General features: G+C 33.8%; 23 protein-coding genes and 1 tRNA gene. 19 read left to right on the top strand and 5 right to left on the bottom strand.

Going from position 1 to position 16,076, the window contains the following annotated elements; all coding sequences use genetic code 11:
* Positions 1–12: 12 nt before the first annotated feature.
* Together ACRDEC_RS06050 and ACRDEC_RS06045 are read right to left on the bottom strand one after the other, a co-directional pair.
* The gene (locus ACRDEC_RS06050) at positions 13–441 is read right to left on the bottom strand and encodes a hypothetical protein (protein ID WP_431497435.1); all 429 of its coding nucleotides are present in this window, start codon (positions 439–441) and stop codon (positions 13–15) included.
* 16 nt (positions 442–457) lie between these two features.
* A complete protein-coding gene (locus tag ACRDEC_RS06045) occupies positions 458–1,378 on the bottom strand; it encodes a multicopper oxidase domain-containing protein (RefSeq protein ID WP_431497434.1) in 921 nt (306 codons plus the stop codon).
* 375 nt (positions 1,379–1,753) lie between these two features.
* On the opposite strand from ACRDEC_RS06045, the gene ACRDEC_RS06040 reads away from it, so the two are divergent.
* The 14 genes from ACRDEC_RS06040 (at position 1,754) to ACRDEC_RS05975 (ending at position 10,178) form a co-directional block, all read left to right on the top strand.
* On the top strand, positions 1,754–2,113 hold the full coding sequence (locus ACRDEC_RS06040) for a BlaI/MecI/CopY family transcriptional regulator (RefSeq protein WP_431497433.1): 360 nt from the start codon (positions 1,754–1,756) through the stop codon (positions 2,111–2,113).
* A gap of 1 nt (position 2,114) precedes the next feature.
* Positions 2,115–4,064, top strand: coding sequence for a M56 family metallopeptidase (locus ACRDEC_RS06035; RefSeq protein WP_431497432.1), 1,950 nt, complete (start codon positions 2,115–2,117; stop codon positions 4,062–4,064).
* 65 nt (positions 4,065–4,129) lie between these two features.
* Entirely contained in the window at positions 4,130–4,273 is a 144-nt protein-coding gene (locus ACRDEC_RS06030; protein WP_431497431.1) for an SsrA-binding protein, read from the top strand.
* A gap of 128 nt (positions 4,274–4,401) precedes the next feature.
* A tRNA-Arg gene (locus ACRDEC_RS06025) sits at positions 4,402–4,475 on the top strand.
* 316 nt (positions 4,476–4,791) lie between these two features.
* Entirely contained in the window at positions 4,792–5,124 is a 333-nt protein-coding gene (locus ACRDEC_RS06020) for an ArsR/SmtB family transcription factor (protein ID WP_431497430.1), read from the top strand.
* 10 nt (positions 5,125–5,134) lie between these two features.
* Complete coding sequence (locus ACRDEC_RS06015) at positions 5,135–5,620, top strand: N-acetyltransferase family protein (RefSeq protein ID WP_431497429.1); 486 nt, start codon at positions 5,135–5,137, stop codon at positions 5,618–5,620.
* 32 nt (positions 5,621–5,652) lie between these two features.
* Positions 5,653–6,099 (top strand): DUF6428 family protein, encoded by a 447-nt coding sequence (locus ACRDEC_RS06010; protein WP_431497428.1) that lies wholly within the window; start codon positions 5,653–5,655, stop codon positions 6,097–6,099.
* Between the two features lie 42 nt (positions 6,100–6,141).
* Positions 6,142–6,756, top strand: a complete 615-nt coding sequence (locus ACRDEC_RS06005) for a low molecular weight phosphatase family protein (RefSeq protein ID WP_431497427.1) — start codon at positions 6,142–6,144, stop codon at positions 6,754–6,756.
* Positions 6,757–6,758: 2 nt separating this feature from the next.
* A complete protein-coding gene (arsB, locus tag ACRDEC_RS06000; protein WP_431497426.1) occupies positions 6,759–7,832 on the top strand; it encodes an ACR3 family arsenite efflux transporter in 1,074 nt (357 codons plus the stop codon).
* A gap of 2 nt (positions 7,833–7,834) precedes the next feature.
* Entirely contained in the window at positions 7,835–8,410 is a 576-nt protein-coding gene (locus tag ACRDEC_RS05995; protein ID WP_431497425.1) for a Crp/Fnr family transcriptional regulator, read from the top strand.
* A 65-nt stretch (positions 8,411–8,475) separates the two neighbouring features.
* Positions 8,476–9,045, top strand: coding sequence for a hypothetical protein (locus tag ACRDEC_RS05990; protein WP_431497424.1), 570 nt, complete (start codon positions 8,476–8,478; stop codon positions 9,043–9,045).
* Positions 9,046–9,084: 39 nt separating this feature from the next.
* Positions 9,085–9,642 carry an RNA polymerase sigma factor SigZ gene (gene sigZ, locus ACRDEC_RS05985; protein WP_431497423.1) on the top strand — a complete coding sequence of 186 codons (558 nt, stop codon included), beginning with the start codon at positions 9,085–9,087 and terminating at the stop codon, positions 9,640–9,642.
* A gap of 72 nt (positions 9,643–9,714) precedes the next feature.
* The gene (locus ACRDEC_RS05980) at positions 9,715–9,927 is read left to right on the top strand and encodes a hypothetical protein (protein ID WP_431497422.1); all 213 of its coding nucleotides are present in this window, start codon (positions 9,715–9,717) and stop codon (positions 9,925–9,927) included.
* Between the two features lie 77 nt (positions 9,928–10,004).
* Complete coding sequence (locus tag ACRDEC_RS05975; protein ID WP_431497421.1) at positions 10,005–10,178, top strand: hypothetical protein; 174 nt, start codon at positions 10,005–10,007, stop codon at positions 10,176–10,178.
* 592 nt (positions 10,179–10,770) lie between these two features.
* Here ACRDEC_RS05975 and ACRDEC_RS05970 read toward each other — a convergent pair.
* Entirely contained in the window at positions 10,771–10,917 is a 147-nt protein-coding gene (locus tag ACRDEC_RS05970; protein ID WP_431497420.1) for a hypothetical protein, read from the bottom strand.
* Between the two features lie 126 nt (positions 10,918–11,043).
* Here ACRDEC_RS05970 and ACRDEC_RS05965 point away from each other — a divergent pair, with 126 nt between their 5' ends.
* The 5 genes from ACRDEC_RS05965 to ACRDEC_RS05945 all read left to right on the top strand — a co-directional run bounded on the left by ACRDEC_RS05965 (position 11,044) and on the right by ACRDEC_RS05945 (position 14,599).
* The gene (locus tag ACRDEC_RS05965; RefSeq protein ID WP_431497419.1) at positions 11,044–11,529 is read left to right on the top strand and encodes a hypothetical protein; all 486 of its coding nucleotides are present in this window, start codon (positions 11,044–11,046) and stop codon (positions 11,527–11,529) included.
* A 187-nt stretch (positions 11,530–11,716) separates the two neighbouring features.
* The gene (locus ACRDEC_RS05960) at positions 11,717–12,238 is read left to right on the top strand and encodes a hypothetical protein (protein WP_431497418.1); all 522 of its coding nucleotides are present in this window, start codon (positions 11,717–11,719) and stop codon (positions 12,236–12,238) included.
* A gap of 216 nt (positions 12,239–12,454) precedes the next feature.
* Positions 12,455–12,985 (top strand): NADPH-dependent FMN reductase, encoded by a 531-nt coding sequence (locus ACRDEC_RS05955; protein WP_431497417.1) that lies wholly within the window; start codon positions 12,455–12,457, stop codon positions 12,983–12,985.
* Between the two features lie 183 nt (positions 12,986–13,168).
* Positions 13,169–13,804 carry a hypothetical protein gene (locus tag ACRDEC_RS05950; RefSeq protein ID WP_431497416.1) on the top strand — a complete coding sequence of 212 codons (636 nt, stop codon included), beginning with the start codon at positions 13,169–13,171 and terminating at the stop codon, positions 13,802–13,804.
* Positions 13,805–14,242: 438 nt separating this feature from the next.
* Complete coding sequence (locus ACRDEC_RS05945) at positions 14,243–14,599, top strand: bleomycin resistance protein (RefSeq protein ID WP_431497415.1); 357 nt, start codon at positions 14,243–14,245, stop codon at positions 14,597–14,599.
* Between the two features lie 59 nt (positions 14,600–14,658).
* Here ACRDEC_RS05945 and ACRDEC_RS05940 read toward each other — a convergent pair whose 3' ends face one another.
* Together ACRDEC_RS05940 and ACRDEC_RS05935 are read right to left on the bottom strand one after the other, a co-directional pair.
* The gene (locus tag ACRDEC_RS05940) at positions 14,659–15,354 is read right to left on the bottom strand and encodes a hypothetical protein (protein ID WP_431497414.1); all 696 of its coding nucleotides are present in this window, start codon (positions 15,352–15,354) and stop codon (positions 14,659–14,661) included.
* A gap of 192 nt (positions 15,355–15,546) precedes the next feature.
* On the bottom strand, positions 15,547–15,921 hold the full coding sequence (locus ACRDEC_RS05935) for a hypothetical protein (RefSeq protein ID WP_431497413.1): 375 nt from the start codon (positions 15,919–15,921) through the stop codon (positions 15,547–15,549).
* Positions 15,922–16,076 lie beyond the last annotated feature (155 nt).

Raw genomic sequence — 16,076 nt, 5'->3', positions numbered from 1 at the left:
TGTTTATTTATATTAAAAAACTTCAACTTCAAAGGTTAGAATCTTGGCATAATCCGGATTTTCTTTATCATAAATTTTAAATTTTACAATCCCAGTGCCTGTTTTGTTGGCAGGAATTACATGAATGGCAATAAATCCCTGCTGATCTGCATTCAGTTTACTAAAAGCAGAACCCTTCGGAATCCCTATCTGGCATGCCCCATGCTGGCACATAGAACAATCCCATTCTTTCGGAAATGTATTACTCACTGTTTCCCAAACGAGATATATGGGTTTATTTGAAATATTTTCCACTTTAATCTTGGAAATATCCAACCGCTTACTTTTTAGCAAACTTTCCTTATTTGTTTCATTGCCAACTACAGAAAAAGTCGGCTTATTTTGCGCAAATGAGCAGGAAAAAGAAAAAAGAATAATGAGGCATAAAAATGTTTTTTTCATGAGGTCGCTTTAAATATTAATAAAAGACTGGGAAATTAGCCTTGTAAGATTCCTTTTTTGAAATCGGTTCTATAAAATGATACGTGATTTGTTCTTTTTCTGCTGTATTTCCTAAAAAAGTGAGCAATTCAATACATTCACCCGGAGGAAGCAGCACTTTATATCCTTTATCCGAAGTTATTACACTGGTATTGTTTCCAAACATCAGCTGAAGTTTTGCACTGGATGGAAATTCTATCTCATGAAGGTATAATCCGGAATTAGCTAAACGGAGAAGTACCGCTTCGTTTTTGTGCTCTAACGACTGCAAACCTTTGCTTTCTGAAGCAATTTCACCATTAATCAAAAAGTAATTGGGTTTGTAATCAGGAAGGATTATCGGTTTGTTTGTCACGTCATATTCCGTACCCATAATAGCATCTGTATGCCATTTAGTATCTATTTCATAACTGCACCATAGTGTTTCACTGAAAGGCTTGGCATTTTCTTTTGGCCGTATAATAATGACTCCAAACATGCCTGCCTGAAGATTAAAAGGATAATTTTCAGGACTGTAATAAAGATAGGTTCCTGCTTTTTTAGCCAGAAAAGAATAAAACCCATGTTCCATATGATGTACAGGCTCTTTCGTATTCATTATTTCCTTTTCTTTATTCCGTTGCAGAAATTCAATTTCCTTACAATACAAAGAGACTGGATTTCCTTGCGAAATATTCCAAAAATCGATACTTAGGCTGTCCCCTTCTTTTATATCAATAGTAGAACCTGGCAGAGTGACCTGACCGGAAAGTGAGTTAGTAAACCCGAAAGTCCTTATTTCCGTTTTTTTCCTGACAGCTAACTTCCCTGTCGTTCTCCCAATAATTAATTTTTCATTTTGAGAAAACAGAAAGGTACTGACAAATAAAAGAGAAAACACTGCTATGATTCTATTCATTTCTAAACCCGAATTACTGTTCAATGGCATGATTTGGTACTCCAATTCAAATGTAGTGCTACTTAAAACGAGAAAATAGCGTATAAATACCTGTTTTTTGTAGTAAAAATACTAATATATTTTCAATTAACTTATTTATAATACCCGTTAATATTAAGGTTGTTTTGAGTGAATGTCAATTTCATTTCACAAATAAATTAATCTCAATTAATTGGCATCTTTATATTTTCATTTAGTATCTTTATGAAATTCAACGTCTTAACATTACAAAATAGATTGATTTCATTTTTTAAACTTAAAATTCAGTTAAATAACTATAAAAATAGTTGCGTAACTAAAAATATAGTTATAAGTTTGAAATATAAAATTTAAGAAATGCAAAAACTAACAAATAAAGAGGAAGAGGTAATGCACATTTTATGGAAGCTGAAAAAAGCTTTCGTAAAAGATGTATTGGCTGAAATTACAGAAGACCAGCCACACTATAATACACTTTCAACTATCATAAGAAATCTTGAAGAAAAGGGTTTTGTATCACATAATGCCTACGGAAACACACATCAATATTTTCCCGTAATCGCTATGGAGGAATACCGTAAGCGCTTTATGAATACGGCAATTGACAATTATTTTAACAGCTCATATAAAAATCTGGTTTCCTTTTTTGCAGAAGAAGACAAGATTTCAGCTGAAGAGTTACGAGAAATTTTAGATATCATAGAAAAAAAGAAATAATATGGAAACACTTTTCATATATCTATTAAAAGTAAGTGCTCTTGTAGCAGCTTATTTTTTGGCCTATTATTTTTTACTGAGGAAAGAGACATTTTTCAACACAAACAGATGGTTTTTGCTGGCTGGCCTACTTACTTCAGTTATAATGCCTTTATTATTTATCCGAAAAGTAGTTCTCGTAGAAAAGCCGAAGGTTTCTTTAGACAACTTAGTGCAATACACAAATCAGGCAAGTATTCCGGCCGAAGTGCCAATCGATTGGTTTCAATTGACACTTGTTAGTTATACAATTATTGCAATAGTATTGTTTATTAGAATTTTAACTCATTTTATTTCACTTTATAAACTTTTATACAAAAAAGATATAATCAGAAGAGAGCAGTTTTCGCTGGTCGACCTGAATGAAGATATTGCTCCGTTTTCTTTCTTCAATTATATCGTTTTCAACTCTAGTTTTTATACGAATGATGAATTGCACAGTATTTTACTCCATGAAAAGATACACAGCAAGGAAAGACATTCCATCGATATTTTATTAGCCAAAATCTTTTGCATCATTTTCTGGTTTAATCCTTTTATCTGGCTCTATAAAAAAGCCATTGCACAAAACCTCGAATACATTGCTGATCAAAAAGCAATACAACACATAGACGACAAAAAAGTGTATCAAAAAGCACTTTTAAAGGTAGTTTCTCATCAAAACTGCTTAACGATTACCAATCATTTTTATCAATCATTAATCAAAAAACGAATTGTTATGTTAAACAAAAATCAATCAAGTAAGACAAACTCCTGGAAGTACCTCGCTATTCTCCCTTTGTTAGCCTTTTTCATGTTTCAATTTCAGGTACGAGTTTTAGCGCAGGAAAAACCAGCTTCAAAAACTGAAGAGCGCAAGCAAAACAGAGATGTAATCTCAGTTGTTATCGATAAAAACTCAACCAATGAAGAAATTGACAGGGAATCGGAAAGACTGAAAAAGGATCACGGGGTTACTTTAAAAGTTTCTAAAATAAAAAGAAACAATAATGGCGAAATCACTGGTATTAAAGTGACTTACAAAGACAAAAACGGAAACACCGGAACCAGCCAAACGGAAAGCGATGCTCCTATCCAACCGATACATTTCTATAAGGAAACGAATGAAAAGGGAAAAGGTGCTATTGGTTTTGGTACTTCCAAAGCAAGAAGAGGCCTGAACGGATTGGCTGAAATCAGAAAAATCAGACATCACGATGACGACGATGACATTGAAGTAATTGTGGAAGATGAAGATGATTACAGTTTTAATTGGGAAGCTCCTGAAATGCCAGAAATACCTGAGATGCCAGAAATGACCGAGATGCCGGAAATGCCAGAAATGCCTGAAGGTGTAATTGCTCCTATTCCTCCAATGCCTCCAAAATCACCAAAGATTGCCCGAAAAAGCGTAGTAGTTAAACAAAATGGAAACAAAAAAGAAGTTTGGGTAAATGGTGAGAAAATCGCGGAAGATATAGTAGGCGAAATGGATTTTGAAGATGCAGACAAAGTGTTCGTATACAATACCAAGGGACCAAAAGGGCCAAAAGGACCTAAAGGGCCAAAAGGTTCTAAAAATATCGTTATTGCCGATGATGTTATCCAAACCATAGAAGATGGAGATGGCAAAATCATTATCGTAACCAAAGATAAAAATGGCAGAAGAACGGAAAACATTGAGCGTATCGATATTCGCAGACGTGCTATGGAAGATGCTCGCGAAGGAGTAGAAAGAGCAAGACCTGCAATCGAAAGAGCGAGAAAAGAAGCTCAAGAAGCCAGAAAAGAAGCAGAAGAAGCAAGAAGAGATGCTATGAAAGACCGCGAAGAAGCAATAAAAGAAGCAATGAAAGAGCGTGAAGAAGCCTTAAAAGAAGCCAGAAAAGCAAGAGAAGAAGCCCAAAAAGAAAAAGAGAAACGAAATAATTAAAACAAAAAAGACTGTCGAAAGCCAAGACAGTCTTTTTTTATACCTTTGCTCAAAATTTACAATTCATGTATAAAGTTTTAGCTCAAATAAACAGACTACTATTACCCAGTTTTACTAAACAACAGTTAGATTTGACCAAAGCCAAAAAATGGCAAATGGCTATTATTGGCTGGCGATATTACGTAACTTCAAGAGCATTAGGTAATTAATTACTTTACAGAAAAATTAATCATTTATTTTTTATTTCTTATTTGCATTTTAATCAAATATGCCTATATTTGCACCCGCAAACAAGTTCACAGAACAATCTTATTAATAAGAGTCTGCAAAACAAAAAGGCCTCGTGGCGCAACTGAATAGCGCATCTGATTACGGCTCAGAAGGTTACTGGTTTGAATCCAGTCGAGGTCACTCTTAAAAAAACGTTAAAACACCAGTTTTAGCGTTTTTTTTATGCTTTTTCCTTCCTTTTTTCAGTTTTAACCTATATAATTAAACGGTTTGGATGTACCGTCGAGGTGACTACCCTGGATTCAAACCACCTTTGTTATCCCTTTATATACTAAGATTTAAAATTTATATTAACAAAATTTAAAGAAAATTAATTTAAAGAAAATTAATTTAAAAAAAATAATTAGTGCTTTCAAATAACTTACATTACAAAAAAAGCATAAAATATTTTTATTTTAATTTTTATATCGTAATATTGCAATATTAATATAAAACGATGGGGGCAACAAAAACAGATCACTTTACAGAAAGCCAGAATGAATTGGCTGTTTTAGCCAAGGCGTTAGGACATCCTGCACGTATTGCTATTATGGAATATTTATTAAAAGTAGATACATGTATCTGCGGAGATATTGTAAATGAACTTCCTCTTTCACAGCCGACAGTTTCTCAGCATCTTAAGGAGTTGAAGAATGCCGGTTTAATAAAAGGAAGCATCGAAGGAAATTCTATCTGCTATTGCATCAATGAACCTGGACTGGAAAAGATAAAAGGTTTTTTTGAGCATATATCAAATCATCTTGCTAAAAAGAGAAACGAATGCTGTTAATCTAAAAATTATGGAAATCAGAAAACTATCAGCTGAAGACTGGCGACAGGTAAAATTAATTTACGAAAAAGGAATAGAGACCAATAATGCCACTTTTCAAACCAGCGCACCGTCATGGGAGGACTGGGACAATTCACATCTTACATCTTGCAGAATTGTGATGGAAGATGATGACAGTATAATCGGATGGACTGCTCTTACTCCTGTTTCTTCCCGCTGTGTTTATGCAGGAGTTGCAGAAGTGAGCGTATATGTTGATCCAACACATTCAGGAAAAGGGATCGGCCTTATTCTTTTAAATGAACTTGTTAAACAAAGCGAAGCAGAAGGCATCTGGACATTACAGGCTGGGATATTTCCAGAAAATATAGCAAGTATACGCATTCATGAAAAAGCCGGATTCAGAATCCTAGGTATTCGGGAAAAAATTGGAAAACAAAATAATATCTGGAGAGATACTGCCCTTCTTGAAAGAAGAAGCACACTAATTATTTAAAGATAAAATAGTTTAACTAAATATAAAAAATTATGAAACTTTCAGAAATTAAAGAAGTACTTAAAACAGTGGAAGCTGTAAATTTTGAACTGCCAAATGGTGATTTTGTTCCAGAATATTTTCACGTTACAGAAGTTGGTTTGATAACTAAAAACTTTATTGACTGCGGCGGAACAGTAAGAAAAGAAACTGTTGTAAACTTCCAGCTTTGGGATGCCAATGACTATGAACACAGGCTTAAACCTCAGAAACTGGTTCATATCATTGAACTTTCAGAGAAAGTTTTAGGCATTGAAGATCATGAAATTGAAGTGGAATATCAAGATACTACCATTGGTAAGTATGATTTAGACTTTAATGGAAAAAACTTCATTTTATTAAATAAACAGACTGCATGTTTGGCTCAAGATCAATGTGGAATTCCTTCAGAAAAAACAAGTCAAGCTAATACCTGCACGCCTGGCGGAGGCTGCTGCTAATTAAAAAATAAAACAACACATCAACTAAACAGCAATTAGATTATGTTATACGCTGAAATAAAAAGTACCATTCAATCATTCGATTTTAACCAAATTTCTGAAGAACGTAAAAGTGTTCTTCAGCCATTAGTTGACTTTATACAAAATAAAACTAGCAATAGGCAGGAAATCAGATTAAACCTAATTTGTACACATAATTCCAGAAGAAGCCATTTGTCCCAAGTGTGGGCGCAGACTGCTGCTGCACATTATAATATAAAAGACGTTTCATGTTATTCAGGAGGTACTGAAGCTACTGCTTTATTTCCAATGGTAGCAGAAACATTAATGCTTTCAGGATTTAAAGTCAAAACGATTTCAGAAGGTTCAAATCCTGTGTATTCCATAAAGTTTTCAGCGAATGAACTCCCTATCATTGGCTTTTCTAAAACGTATGACGATGATTTTAATCCTGAAAGTGGGTTTGCTGCTATAATGACCTGCTCTCAGGCTGATGGAGGCTGTCCGTTTATTGCCGGTGCAGAAAAAAGAATCCCGATTACTTTTGAAGATCCAAAGGTTTCAGACGCTACACCGCAGCAGAAACAAATATACCAAGATCGAAGTCTTCAAATCGGAACTGAAATGTTTTATGTATTCTCAAAAATTAAACAATAGCTATGTCAGCAAATAATTGTGTGCCTGTAGTTGAGCGAAAGAAATTAGGTTTTCTTGACCGGTTTTTAACCCTTTGGATTTTCCTGGCTATGGCTCTTGGTGTCGCAATTGGTTATTTCATACCTTCCAGTAGCAATTTTATCAATTCCTTTTCCAGCGGAACAACGAATATCCCCTTAGCTTTTGGATTAATCCTAATGATGTATCCCCCGCTGGCAAAAGTAAAATATGAACAGATGGGGGAGGTTTTCAAAAACACCAAGGTATTAGGTGCATCCTTATTCTTAAACTGGATTGTTGGTCCTATTTTGATGTTTTTCCTAGCCTTACTACTGTTAAACGGTTATCCTGAATACATGATAGGTGTCATTCTTATTGGCTTAGCACGTTGTATTGCGATGGTCGTAGTTTGGAATGATCTAGCAGATGGAAACCGTGAATATGCTGCGGGTCTAATTGCCCTCAATAGCATTTTCCAGGTAATGCTTTACAGTGTTTACGCTTATGTATTTATTACAATTCTTCCGCCGTATTTTGGCTATACCGGCTTTGAGGTGAATATTAGCATCCGCCAAATTGCGGAAAGTGTTGGGATATATTTAGGAATTCCTTTTGCACTTGGTATTATCAGTCGCTATGCTCTTATTGCATGGAAAGGTTCTGAGTGGTTTGAAACTAGATATGCACCCTTTATTTCACCAATCACATTAATATCATTACTTTTTACAATTATAGTAATGTTCAGCCTTAAAGGAGAACTGATTGTTCAGATTCCGATGGATGTTATACGCATTGCTGTACCACTGGTAATTTACTTTACTATCATGTTTGTCATTAGCTTTTTTGTCGGCAAGTATTTCGGAGCCGATTACTCAAAAGCTACAGCTATTGCTTTTACAGCTACAGGAAATAATTTTGAATTGGCCATTGCCGTGGCAATTGGTGTTTTTGGAATAAATAGCGGTCAGGCCTTTGCAGGAGTTATTGGGCCTTTGGTAGAGGTTCCGGCACTTATAGCTTTAGTAAATGTAGCTTTCTGGTTCAGAAAAAAATATTACAGCCTTCAAGCATTATAAAGATGGAACACTTCAAAACATTTTTAAAGCAAATAGCACCAATCACAGACGAGGAATTTGAAAATACCCTTCCAAATTTCAAGAAGATAAGTTTGGAAAAAAACAGCCATTTTATCCAATTGGGTAAAGTTTGCAGACAAATCGCTTTTATACAAAAAGGGACTTTGAGAACCTCTTATATAAATGAAAATGCAGAAGAAATAACTTCCTGTTTTTGTACTGAGAATAGTTTCACAACTTCTTATAAAAGCTTTATTCTACAAGAACCCTCTACCCTATCAATTCAAGCAATGGAAGATGCAGAACTTTTAGTAATCAACTATGAAAACTTGCAAAAACTATTTAAAGAAAGTATAGTTTGGCAAACGATAGGGAGAGTCATTGCCGAAAGACAATACATTGTAATGGAACAATACGCAAATGTGTTGTGTAATGAAAATGCTAAAGAAAAGTACTTGCGGCTTTTAAAAGAACAACCAAGCATCCTTCATAAGGCAACCATAAATGATATCGCTTCTTATCTCGGTATAACCCGCAGAACATTAAGCCGAATAAGAAAAGAAATTGCACAAAATTAGAGGACATTTGTCCTTAGTGTTAATCCCGCTGTCCCATAACTTTGCAGTTATTAATTAAAACTAAAATGGAAATAGCAATTATCATCTCATCTTTTTTTCTTGTTCTTTTTGCAATCTTAGCCTTATATGATGGCTTTTATCTGCACATTTTCAAATATCAGCTGCACAATCAGATTGAAAGTAAAATGGAGCATCTTACCCATGCCTTAAGAGCTGTTTTCTTTCCGATAATCCTTTATTTTTTGTTTCTAAAACAGGATAGTGATGCAAATTTCCTTATAGGATTAGCCATTGTGATTTTAGATATACTGGTATTGGGTTATGATGCTTTTGTAGAAAAAGACAGTCGGCAGTTTATGGGAGGGTTGCCTCGCTGGGAATATATTGTTCATTTATTTGTGAATGGTTTTCACTTTGCCTCCATTGCGGTTTATTTGTCCATCAGACTAACCTTTCAAAATGGTGAGATACTAATTTCACATATTACTCAATCTTCCGTCACTGACCTATTTAATACATTAATCATAAATCTTTTACCAGGAGCTATTATAATGGCACTACTTCATATTGTGTTGTGCATTCCAAAAACAGCTAATGTGTGGAACAATTTCAGAAGCAAACTCAATTGTTGTTAATCTGGCTTTCTGCAAAAACGGAACATAAAATCTATTAAAATGGAAATAAACACTATCCACAATCAGTTTTACAATATTCTAGGCAATTACATTAAAGCCCGCATAAATAATAGTGATGATGCATCTGATGTCTTACAGGAAGTCTTTATAAAGGTAAACGAGAAATTAGGCTTACTGACAGATGAAAGTAAATTGAAAAACTGGCTTTTCACTATTACCAAAAATTCCATCATCGATTACTATCGAAAAAACTCCCATCACAAGAAATCGGAATTAACCGAATACTTGATGGAAGAATTAGAACAGGAAACAGATTTTGAAACTACACAGGGCCTGGATTGTTGCCTTAAAAATTTCATTGAGCGGTTACCCGAAGAATATCGGGATATTATCATGGATAGCGAAATCCATGGCATTAAACAGAAAGACCTGACGGAAAAATACAACCTCGCTTACCCTTCTATCCGTTCACGGGTACAAAGAGGCAGATCCCGATTAAAGGAAATGCTTTTGGATTGCTGCAGCATTGAATTAGACCGCCGTGGGAATGTAATGAATGTTACTTCTAAAAGATCATGCCGTGGAGAAAACTGCTAATAACACTGCATCATTTTTGTAAAGTTGCGTCTATATAAGTGTAATTAATAACTCACTTAAATAGTATTCAAAATGAAAAACGAAATTATTTCCCCGGTATTAAAAAACATGAGTAACAATGATGCGCAAACAACGGAAAACAATACTTCCACATGTTGTGGCGGTGCTCCATCTAATAAAGAAGATGCCTGTTGCCAATTAGATGAAGAAAAAAAACTTAAAGGAGAAGAAGGCTGTGGCTGTGAGACTCCAATCACTGCCAACATGAAAACTTCGTGTTGTTAAATATAAAAATTCAAAAAACTTGCATCATTTTTAGATTGCTGCGTCTTTACTAGTATTAATCATTTAAAATTCAAGTTATGAAAAACAAAATGTTTCTTTCTCTTGCGGCTATGGTATTAACCGCCGGAAGTGTCTTCGCTTATGCCAACTTAACGAAATCTGAGGCTAAGAAAAACTGTACTGAAAAATGTTTACCTCATTGCTGCGATGATGATCCAGGTACTTGTGGTCCGGCAGATTGCAAAAAGTAAATTTTCATTTTTGCAGTTAATTAAACAAAAGACAACTCAAAAGGTTGTCTTTTTTATATACCGGAATCATGGCATTCTGTTTTATTGGTATTTAAACATATCTAAAATATATACAGGTCACTAAGAGCTCAATTTAAAAGTTGGCTGTTCTTTACAACATATTGTTATGAGGATATTTAAAAATATTTCTTTAGAATTAACTTTAACATTCTACCTTCACTGAACCTACATATAATTATACTTTAAGTGATCCACATCTTGAGTTTTTTATAATTGGATATTTAAATAGAAAATTTTTCAATCACTCATTCTCATATGACTGAACAAGGCACCAATCCCCAACGGTACATCCAAACCAAATTGTTAACGCCATTCAAAGACAAACTCTACATATAGTAAGCCAAAATCTTCAAATCTTCCATAAAATGATTTGAAATTTGTCCGTTTGGGGTCACGAAATAACCCTTTTTATGGGTAATTACAAAGGTTTTAGTCAACATTTAGTCAACGAAAGTTGTAAAATGGAGATTAAAACCTTTTTTATTGATGGAATTTCTATCATATTAGGACACTATTTAACGACAAACACAGCCTACCTTTGGTTTGTATTCCAAAAAATAAACCCGCGCAATTTTTCAGACACCACCACCCTATCCTTTTTCCCTTTCGACTGCCTGACCATAATCATCATTTTAGCAGAATCAATATCCGAAATTTTTAAATTAACAACTTCTGACAAACGCAATCCTGCAGCATAAACAGCTGTTAAAATTACTAAGTTTAAATTTTGTTTATCTTTAGAACTAATTATTAAAGTTCCGCCACTGCGCTAAGCAGCGGAACGTTAGCAAAAACACTTTAAAAAATGAACCGAATAAAAGTCGAATTTGTGGTTATTTTATTTCTGTCAATTTACGCGATATCATCTTTCTTCAGTATTCAATATATTAGCTTGCCTTTCGCAATTGGTATTGCCGGTCTTTTGATTTCTGTTTTTCTAGTATATCGATTCTATAAATATTCCTTCTATTTTTTATCGCTTCTTTTAATTTTTGCAATACCTAATCTAGTTACTTTTAGCCAAACAAAATTCTATGCTGGAATTGGTAGTTTTGGCATCAATATCATCCCAACTTTATTATTGTTTTATCTATGTGTAAAACGTAGAAAAGTTATTGCAGAACTGTTTACAGATCATGACGAAATAGAAAAGGTAGAATCGAGAAACAGGAAAATTCTAATGTTCAAAAACGAATTTAAAAGCTATTCGCAAGATGAAATTCGCAGAAAACTTCAGAATGATGATTTGGTTGATGAGGCAAAATCAGCACTAAATGAATTGTTAGATTAAACGAGTTAATGCTTCTGCTAAGGCGGTTTTATGCAATAGCGGGCTAAGTGTGTAATTAGAGGAGTTTGAGCTAGCACATCTCTCCTATTCAATCACAATTCTCTTTAAAACTTTTCGGTATATTTGTAAACATCAGTAACAAAAATCCGCCACTTCTTAAAGCCGGTGGGACGTTGTATGCAAGTTTATGAGAACGATTAGTTATTCCGTATTTATCCGTTGCTTAGTATTACTAAGTTCATTTTCTGTAGCCAAAAAAATTACTTCGGAATCTATCCGGTTGGAGAAATTGGAACTTCTAGCTTTAGAAAAAAATGTGACTGGTAAAAATTATGTGTATGATTTAGCTAAAATGAAAGATTGCAATAAAACCAAAATTAAATACTTGGGGTTTATAAAAACTAAAAGTGGAAAGCAATATAAAATCTTGACTTCATTTTATGTCTTTCGCGCAGCTTCGACTTGTCATGGAACTAGCAATATTAAAGTTTACGACATAAACAATAAGTATGTTGGAAAATACTATGTTGGAATGCCTGAAGAATTACCAGAAAAAATAATACAAAATAAGATACTTATCTGGTCGAAATCAAAGGATTGCGAAATGAGAAAAGAGTTTTCTGTTAATCTTGAAAACGGATTATCGGAAAATATTTTTATACCATGTTCAAAAAGTGGAGGTTACCAATATAGTTTCAGTACAGAATAAAAAACCTGCGTTTAACATAGATGCTTGGCGTGATTGCTAATTTTGTGGTAAATTCACGTTTGCGTTTCGCAAGAAATTTTATATTTACAAACGTTTCCGAATTTTCGCAACAGCTGCAAAGCCAAAGATCGTTGTATGCTAGTTAACAAAAAAACCCAATACAATCATATTAAATCGTATTAAAGCCGGCAGCCACTAACAGTTCAGACAAACAAAATGAAAAAAATATTTGTAATAAACGGAAGTGCAAGCCACAATTCTTCTAACCTAAAACTCATTGACAACTTTGCGGACTTAACAAAAGACTTTTTTACTTTGACAGTTTTCAACGATTTAAAAACACTTCCACATTTTGACCCCGAACTTTCCATTGACAATACGCCACAGACAGTTTTAGACCTTAGGCACAGCATTGGAACTGCAGACGGAATTTTGATTTGTACACCTGAATATGTTTTCAGTATTCCAAGCGGACTAAAAAACGTTATTGAATGGTGCATTTCAACAACAGTATTTTCAGACAAACCATTAGGAATAATTACAGCATCGGCAAATGGTGAGAAAGGACACGAAGAACTACAGTTAATAATGAAAACAGTAATGACAAAATTCACGACTGACACAACATTGCTCATTCAAGGAGTGAAAGGAAAAATAGACGAACACAGCAATATAATTGATAACAAAACAAAAAACGACCTGATAAAATTTATTGACGCATTTAAACGGCTGACCGAAAACAGCTGATACTAACATCGGTTTGCGTCAAGCAGGCTGAAGTGCAAAATTCAACATTTTTTTATAAATTTAGCATCCGTTAAAGGCTGAACATTTGTGCATAAAATCCCGCCCGAACGCAAAGCCGCAAAACGTTAGCGGTCATTGCAAACGACTTTTGCTGTAACTATACATAACTAATTTTTTGACCAAATGATTAAAGAGATGATTAAGAAGTATTCGGTTTTGATATGCTTAGTTACTTCAGGGATATTAATAGTAATAGCAACATTGGCTTATCCAGGCGGCTCATTGCTTGACAAAAATTCTATAGGGTTTGGTTGGTCAAAAAATTTCCTAAGCAATTTGTTTGCAACAAAAGCGATAAATGGTTCGGAAAACCTTGGCAGGATTTGGGCACTTATTGGAATGGCATTCCACTCGGTTGGTTATGGAGTTTTTTTTATCAATATGTCAAAAAAAATCTCTTCAAGACAATGGGCTACTATTATAAAATTTATAGGTGCTACCAACATAATATTTATTTTCTTAATCGCAACACCCTTGCATGACGTAGGAGTAATATCAATTATTTTAACATTGTTTGGTTTATTTATTATTACTGTATTTATCCTAAAGTCAAAACTTCATTTACTTAAATTCTGCTGTATTATTTGCTTACTGACTTTTTACTGTTTCTTTGCCTTATTTGGATTTGGCTATTTGGGTTTGGCAGTCATTATGCAGAAAGTATATGTCATAAGCTCAATGCTATTAGTTTTAGGACTAGAGTATTTTACCAAATATGAAGACTTTATACAAATTAAATCGGCAGAACAAAAAATATAAGCAACGAACCGCTAACAATAGTTTTTGCGTCATGCAGGCTAAAGTGCAAAATTCAATGCTAGTTTTTCAATTGAACTTTAGTAATAAACTCAGCTTTTGTGCTTCGAAATCCGCTGCTTCGCCAAGTGCCAGAACATTAGCCGAAATATCACACAAAATCGTTAAAATAGAATGATACCGAAATTTTCAGATGAATTAAAAGATAAACTTGAAAAGTTTAAAGGAAAAAGATTTTAGCCAAGCTTGGTTCAATTGGGATTGTTGCTAACCTAAAATGAAAAAATATTACGGCGGTTTGGCACAATAGCTTGTTTGTTTTTCTTAGTCGGAAATTACTAAATTGAAATTTTGCTTATCTTTAGGATTATTTATTAAAAATCCCGCTACTGCACCAAGCCACTGAACTTTACATAATACAACAACTTGACAATAAAAAATATGCTGACAGAAATCAATCCAAAGTTACCAATGCGGGACAAAGCAATAACGAAAGACTATTATGTGAACAAATTAGGTTTTCAGTTTTTTGGCGACAAAGACTTTGATGGCTATTTAATGATTCATAAGGACAGTATTCAAATTCATTTTTTTGAGTTTAAAGAACTTGACCCAAAAGAAAATTACGGACAAGTTTATATCAGAACAAATGACATTGATAAACTCTATCAAACGCTTTTGGATAACAAAATTTCAATTCACCCAAACGGATATTTAGAAACAAAGCCTTGGGGACAAAGAGAATTTGCGTTGCTTGACCCAGACAACAACCTGTTGACTTTCGGACAGAGTGTTTAATATGTGTAATATGACGAACGACAGAAAAGAAACGGCAGCCACTAACAGTGGTAGCTGTTTTATCTTTCCGCTTCGTTGTCTATTGTCTCCATAATTTTTTCTGCCTGATTGATTGCTTTATCAAAAGAAAAAATGCTTTGTTCAGCGTTATACTCAATATTGTGAAGCATAGATTTTAATTTTTTACTATTGTAATAAGTGTATAGTGATAAGCTATCAGGACTATTTTGAGAATCTTTGAGTTGTTCTAATTGAAAGGAATTGAGATAATTAATTCCCGTAGTTAAATTCGGAATAGTTTGTTGGTAATATAGCAGAATGGCATTTTTTAAACTGTCGTTTTCAATGGTTTCAATTTTCCCGCTGGACTTAAATCCTTCATATCTAGCGTTATTAAATGCAGTTCCAAGCATATAAAAAGTAGTATGTGGACCAATTATTGAGTCAGATTGACTTTTGCTAACATTTTGCAAAAATTTATAATTTGAATTTAATTCTATTGAGCTATTTTTATTGCTTTTTAAAATTTCAATATCACCTTTTAAATCATTTTTAAGTCCAATTAGGAATTTATTAGCTTCCTTTTGTTCGTGTTTGTGCTCACTCCAACTATGCAACCAAATCGAAAGTGTCACAGCAAAAACTATGATACATACTTCTAAAAGTATCTCTTTTGCTTTTTCCCAAAATGTGTGTTTGGTGTCCTTAGCTGATTTGTATATTTTTCTTGAATGCTTTAAAATTTCGTCTTGCATATATTAAAATGTTTATTACGTTCTGTTTTGGTAACGGTCTTCACAAAATGGCACACAACGTCCCGACGCTTGGCGTGGTTGCGAACTTCGGAACCGATTATTTTCTGTTAAAGATAGAATTTCTTGCGAAATGTAAACATGAATTTACTACAAAATTAGCAATCTCGCCAAACGGCTGTTATGCGATCGTTACTATTCGTACATATTATATTTTATTTTTTCTTCCAGTTCTTTTATTGAAATTCGGTCTTTTATTTCTGAAGAAAAATCCACAACAATATTATTTGGGTTCTCTTTGTCATATTTCATAGAGAAAAACTTGTTTATTTTTTGTTCACCACCATCTGGGCAACCACCTGCGTTTGTTCTATATTTTCTTCCATTAACATAATACTTTACAAAAGCTACGCTACTTTTTCCACGCTGTTCGCAAAGAGTTAGTTTGCAAATTGTACTCTCTCCATAATTTTGGATTTTATCGAGGCGATAATTAGCTCTAAAAAATATAGTTCCCACAAATACAATCATCGATAATAAAATAAATTTATACAAGTTTTCCTTTTTCATTGACAGGTTTTTGAGGTGTAATGTCGCATAACTCTCAAATATACGCAACTCTCACAAAATGATATAAAAAAGATACTATCATTGCCGAACAGACGAAGTAAATCCGCCTTTACTTTGTCTTTGATAAAAAATGGTTACCTTTTTCAAAGGAAAGC

It is taken from the genome of Flavobacterium sp. (assembly GCF_050696275.1).
Classification (GTDB): Bacteria; Bacteroidota; Bacteroidia; order Flavobacteriales; family Flavobacteriaceae; genus Flavobacterium.
This window is presented reverse-complemented; position numbering and strand designations above follow the sequence as displayed.

What these genes read in the sequence shown, in the direction of transcription:
- arsB (WP_431497426.1), top strand. Translation starts at nt 6,759, where the DNA reads ATGTCAGCAAATAATTGTGTGCCTGTAGTTGAGCGAAAGAAATTAGGT.
- ACRDEC_RS06040 (WP_431497433.1), top strand. Translation starts at nt 1,754, where the DNA reads ATGCAAAAACTAACAAATAAAGAGGAAGAGGTAATGCACATTTTATGG.
- ACRDEC_RS05965 (WP_431497419.1), top strand. Translation starts at nt 11,044, where the DNA reads ATGAACCGAATAAAAGTCGAATTTGTGGTTATTTTATTTCTGTCAATT.
- ACRDEC_RS06020 (WP_431497430.1), top strand. Translation starts at nt 4,792, where the DNA reads ATGGGGGCAACAAAAACAGATCACTTTACAGAAAGCCAGAATGAATTG.
- ACRDEC_RS05945 (WP_431497415.1), top strand. Translation starts at nt 14,243, where the DNA reads ATGCTGACAGAAATCAATCCAAAGTTACCAATGCGGGACAAAGCAATA.
- ACRDEC_RS05955 (WP_431497417.1), top strand. Translation starts at nt 12,455, where the DNA reads ATGAAAAAAATATTTGTAATAAACGGAAGTGCAAGCCACAATTCTTCT.
- ACRDEC_RS06050 (WP_431497435.1), bottom strand. Translation starts at nt 441, where the DNA reads ATGAAAAAAACATTTTTATGCCTCATTATTCTTTTTTCTTTTTCCTGC.
- ACRDEC_RS05995 (WP_431497425.1), top strand. Translation starts at nt 7,835, where the DNA reads ATGGAACACTTCAAAACATTTTTAAAGCAAATAGCACCAATCACAGAC.
- ACRDEC_RS06030 (WP_431497431.1), top strand. Translation starts at nt 4,130, where the DNA reads ATGTATAAAGTTTTAGCTCAAATAAACAGACTACTATTACCCAGTTTT.
- ACRDEC_RS06010 (WP_431497428.1), top strand. Translation starts at nt 5,653, where the DNA reads ATGAAACTTTCAGAAATTAAAGAAGTACTTAAAACAGTGGAAGCTGTA.
- ACRDEC_RS05950 (WP_431497416.1), top strand. Translation starts at nt 13,169, where the DNA reads ATGATTAAAGAGATGATTAAGAAGTATTCGGTTTTGATATGCTTAGTT.
- sigZ (WP_431497423.1), top strand. Translation starts at nt 9,085, where the DNA reads ATGGAAATAAACACTATCCACAATCAGTTTTACAATATTCTAGGCAAT.
- ACRDEC_RS05935 (WP_431497413.1), bottom strand. Translation starts at nt 15,921, where the DNA reads ATGAAAAAGGAAAACTTGTATAAATTTATTTTATTATCGATGATTGTA.
- ACRDEC_RS05940 (WP_431497414.1), bottom strand. Translation starts at nt 15,354, where the DNA reads ATGCAAGACGAAATTTTAAAGCATTCAAGAAAAATATACAAATCAGCT.
- ACRDEC_RS06015 (WP_431497429.1), top strand. Translation starts at nt 5,135, where the DNA reads ATGGAAATCAGAAAACTATCAGCTGAAGACTGGCGACAGGTAAAATTA.
- ACRDEC_RS05990 (WP_431497424.1), top strand. Translation starts at nt 8,476, where the DNA reads ATGGAAATAGCAATTATCATCTCATCTTTTTTTCTTGTTCTTTTTGCA.
- ACRDEC_RS05960 (WP_431497418.1), top strand. Translation starts at nt 11,717, where the DNA reads ATGAGAACGATTAGTTATTCCGTATTTATCCGTTGCTTAGTATTACTA.
- ACRDEC_RS06035 (WP_431497432.1), top strand. Translation starts at nt 2,115, where the DNA reads ATGGAAACACTTTTCATATATCTATTAAAAGTAAGTGCTCTTGTAGCA.
- ACRDEC_RS05975 (WP_431497421.1), top strand. Translation starts at nt 10,005, where the DNA reads ATGAAAAACAAAATGTTTCTTTCTCTTGCGGCTATGGTATTAACCGCC.
- ACRDEC_RS06045 (WP_431497434.1), bottom strand. Translation starts at nt 1,378, where the DNA reads ATGAATAGAATCATAGCAGTGTTTTCTCTTTTATTTGTCAGTACCTTT.
- ACRDEC_RS05980 (WP_431497422.1), top strand. Translation starts at nt 9,715, where the DNA reads ATGAAAAACGAAATTATTTCCCCGGTATTAAAAAACATGAGTAACAAT.
- ACRDEC_RS06005 (WP_431497427.1), top strand. Translation starts at nt 6,142, where the DNA reads ATGTTATACGCTGAAATAAAAAGTACCATTCAATCATTCGATTTTAAC.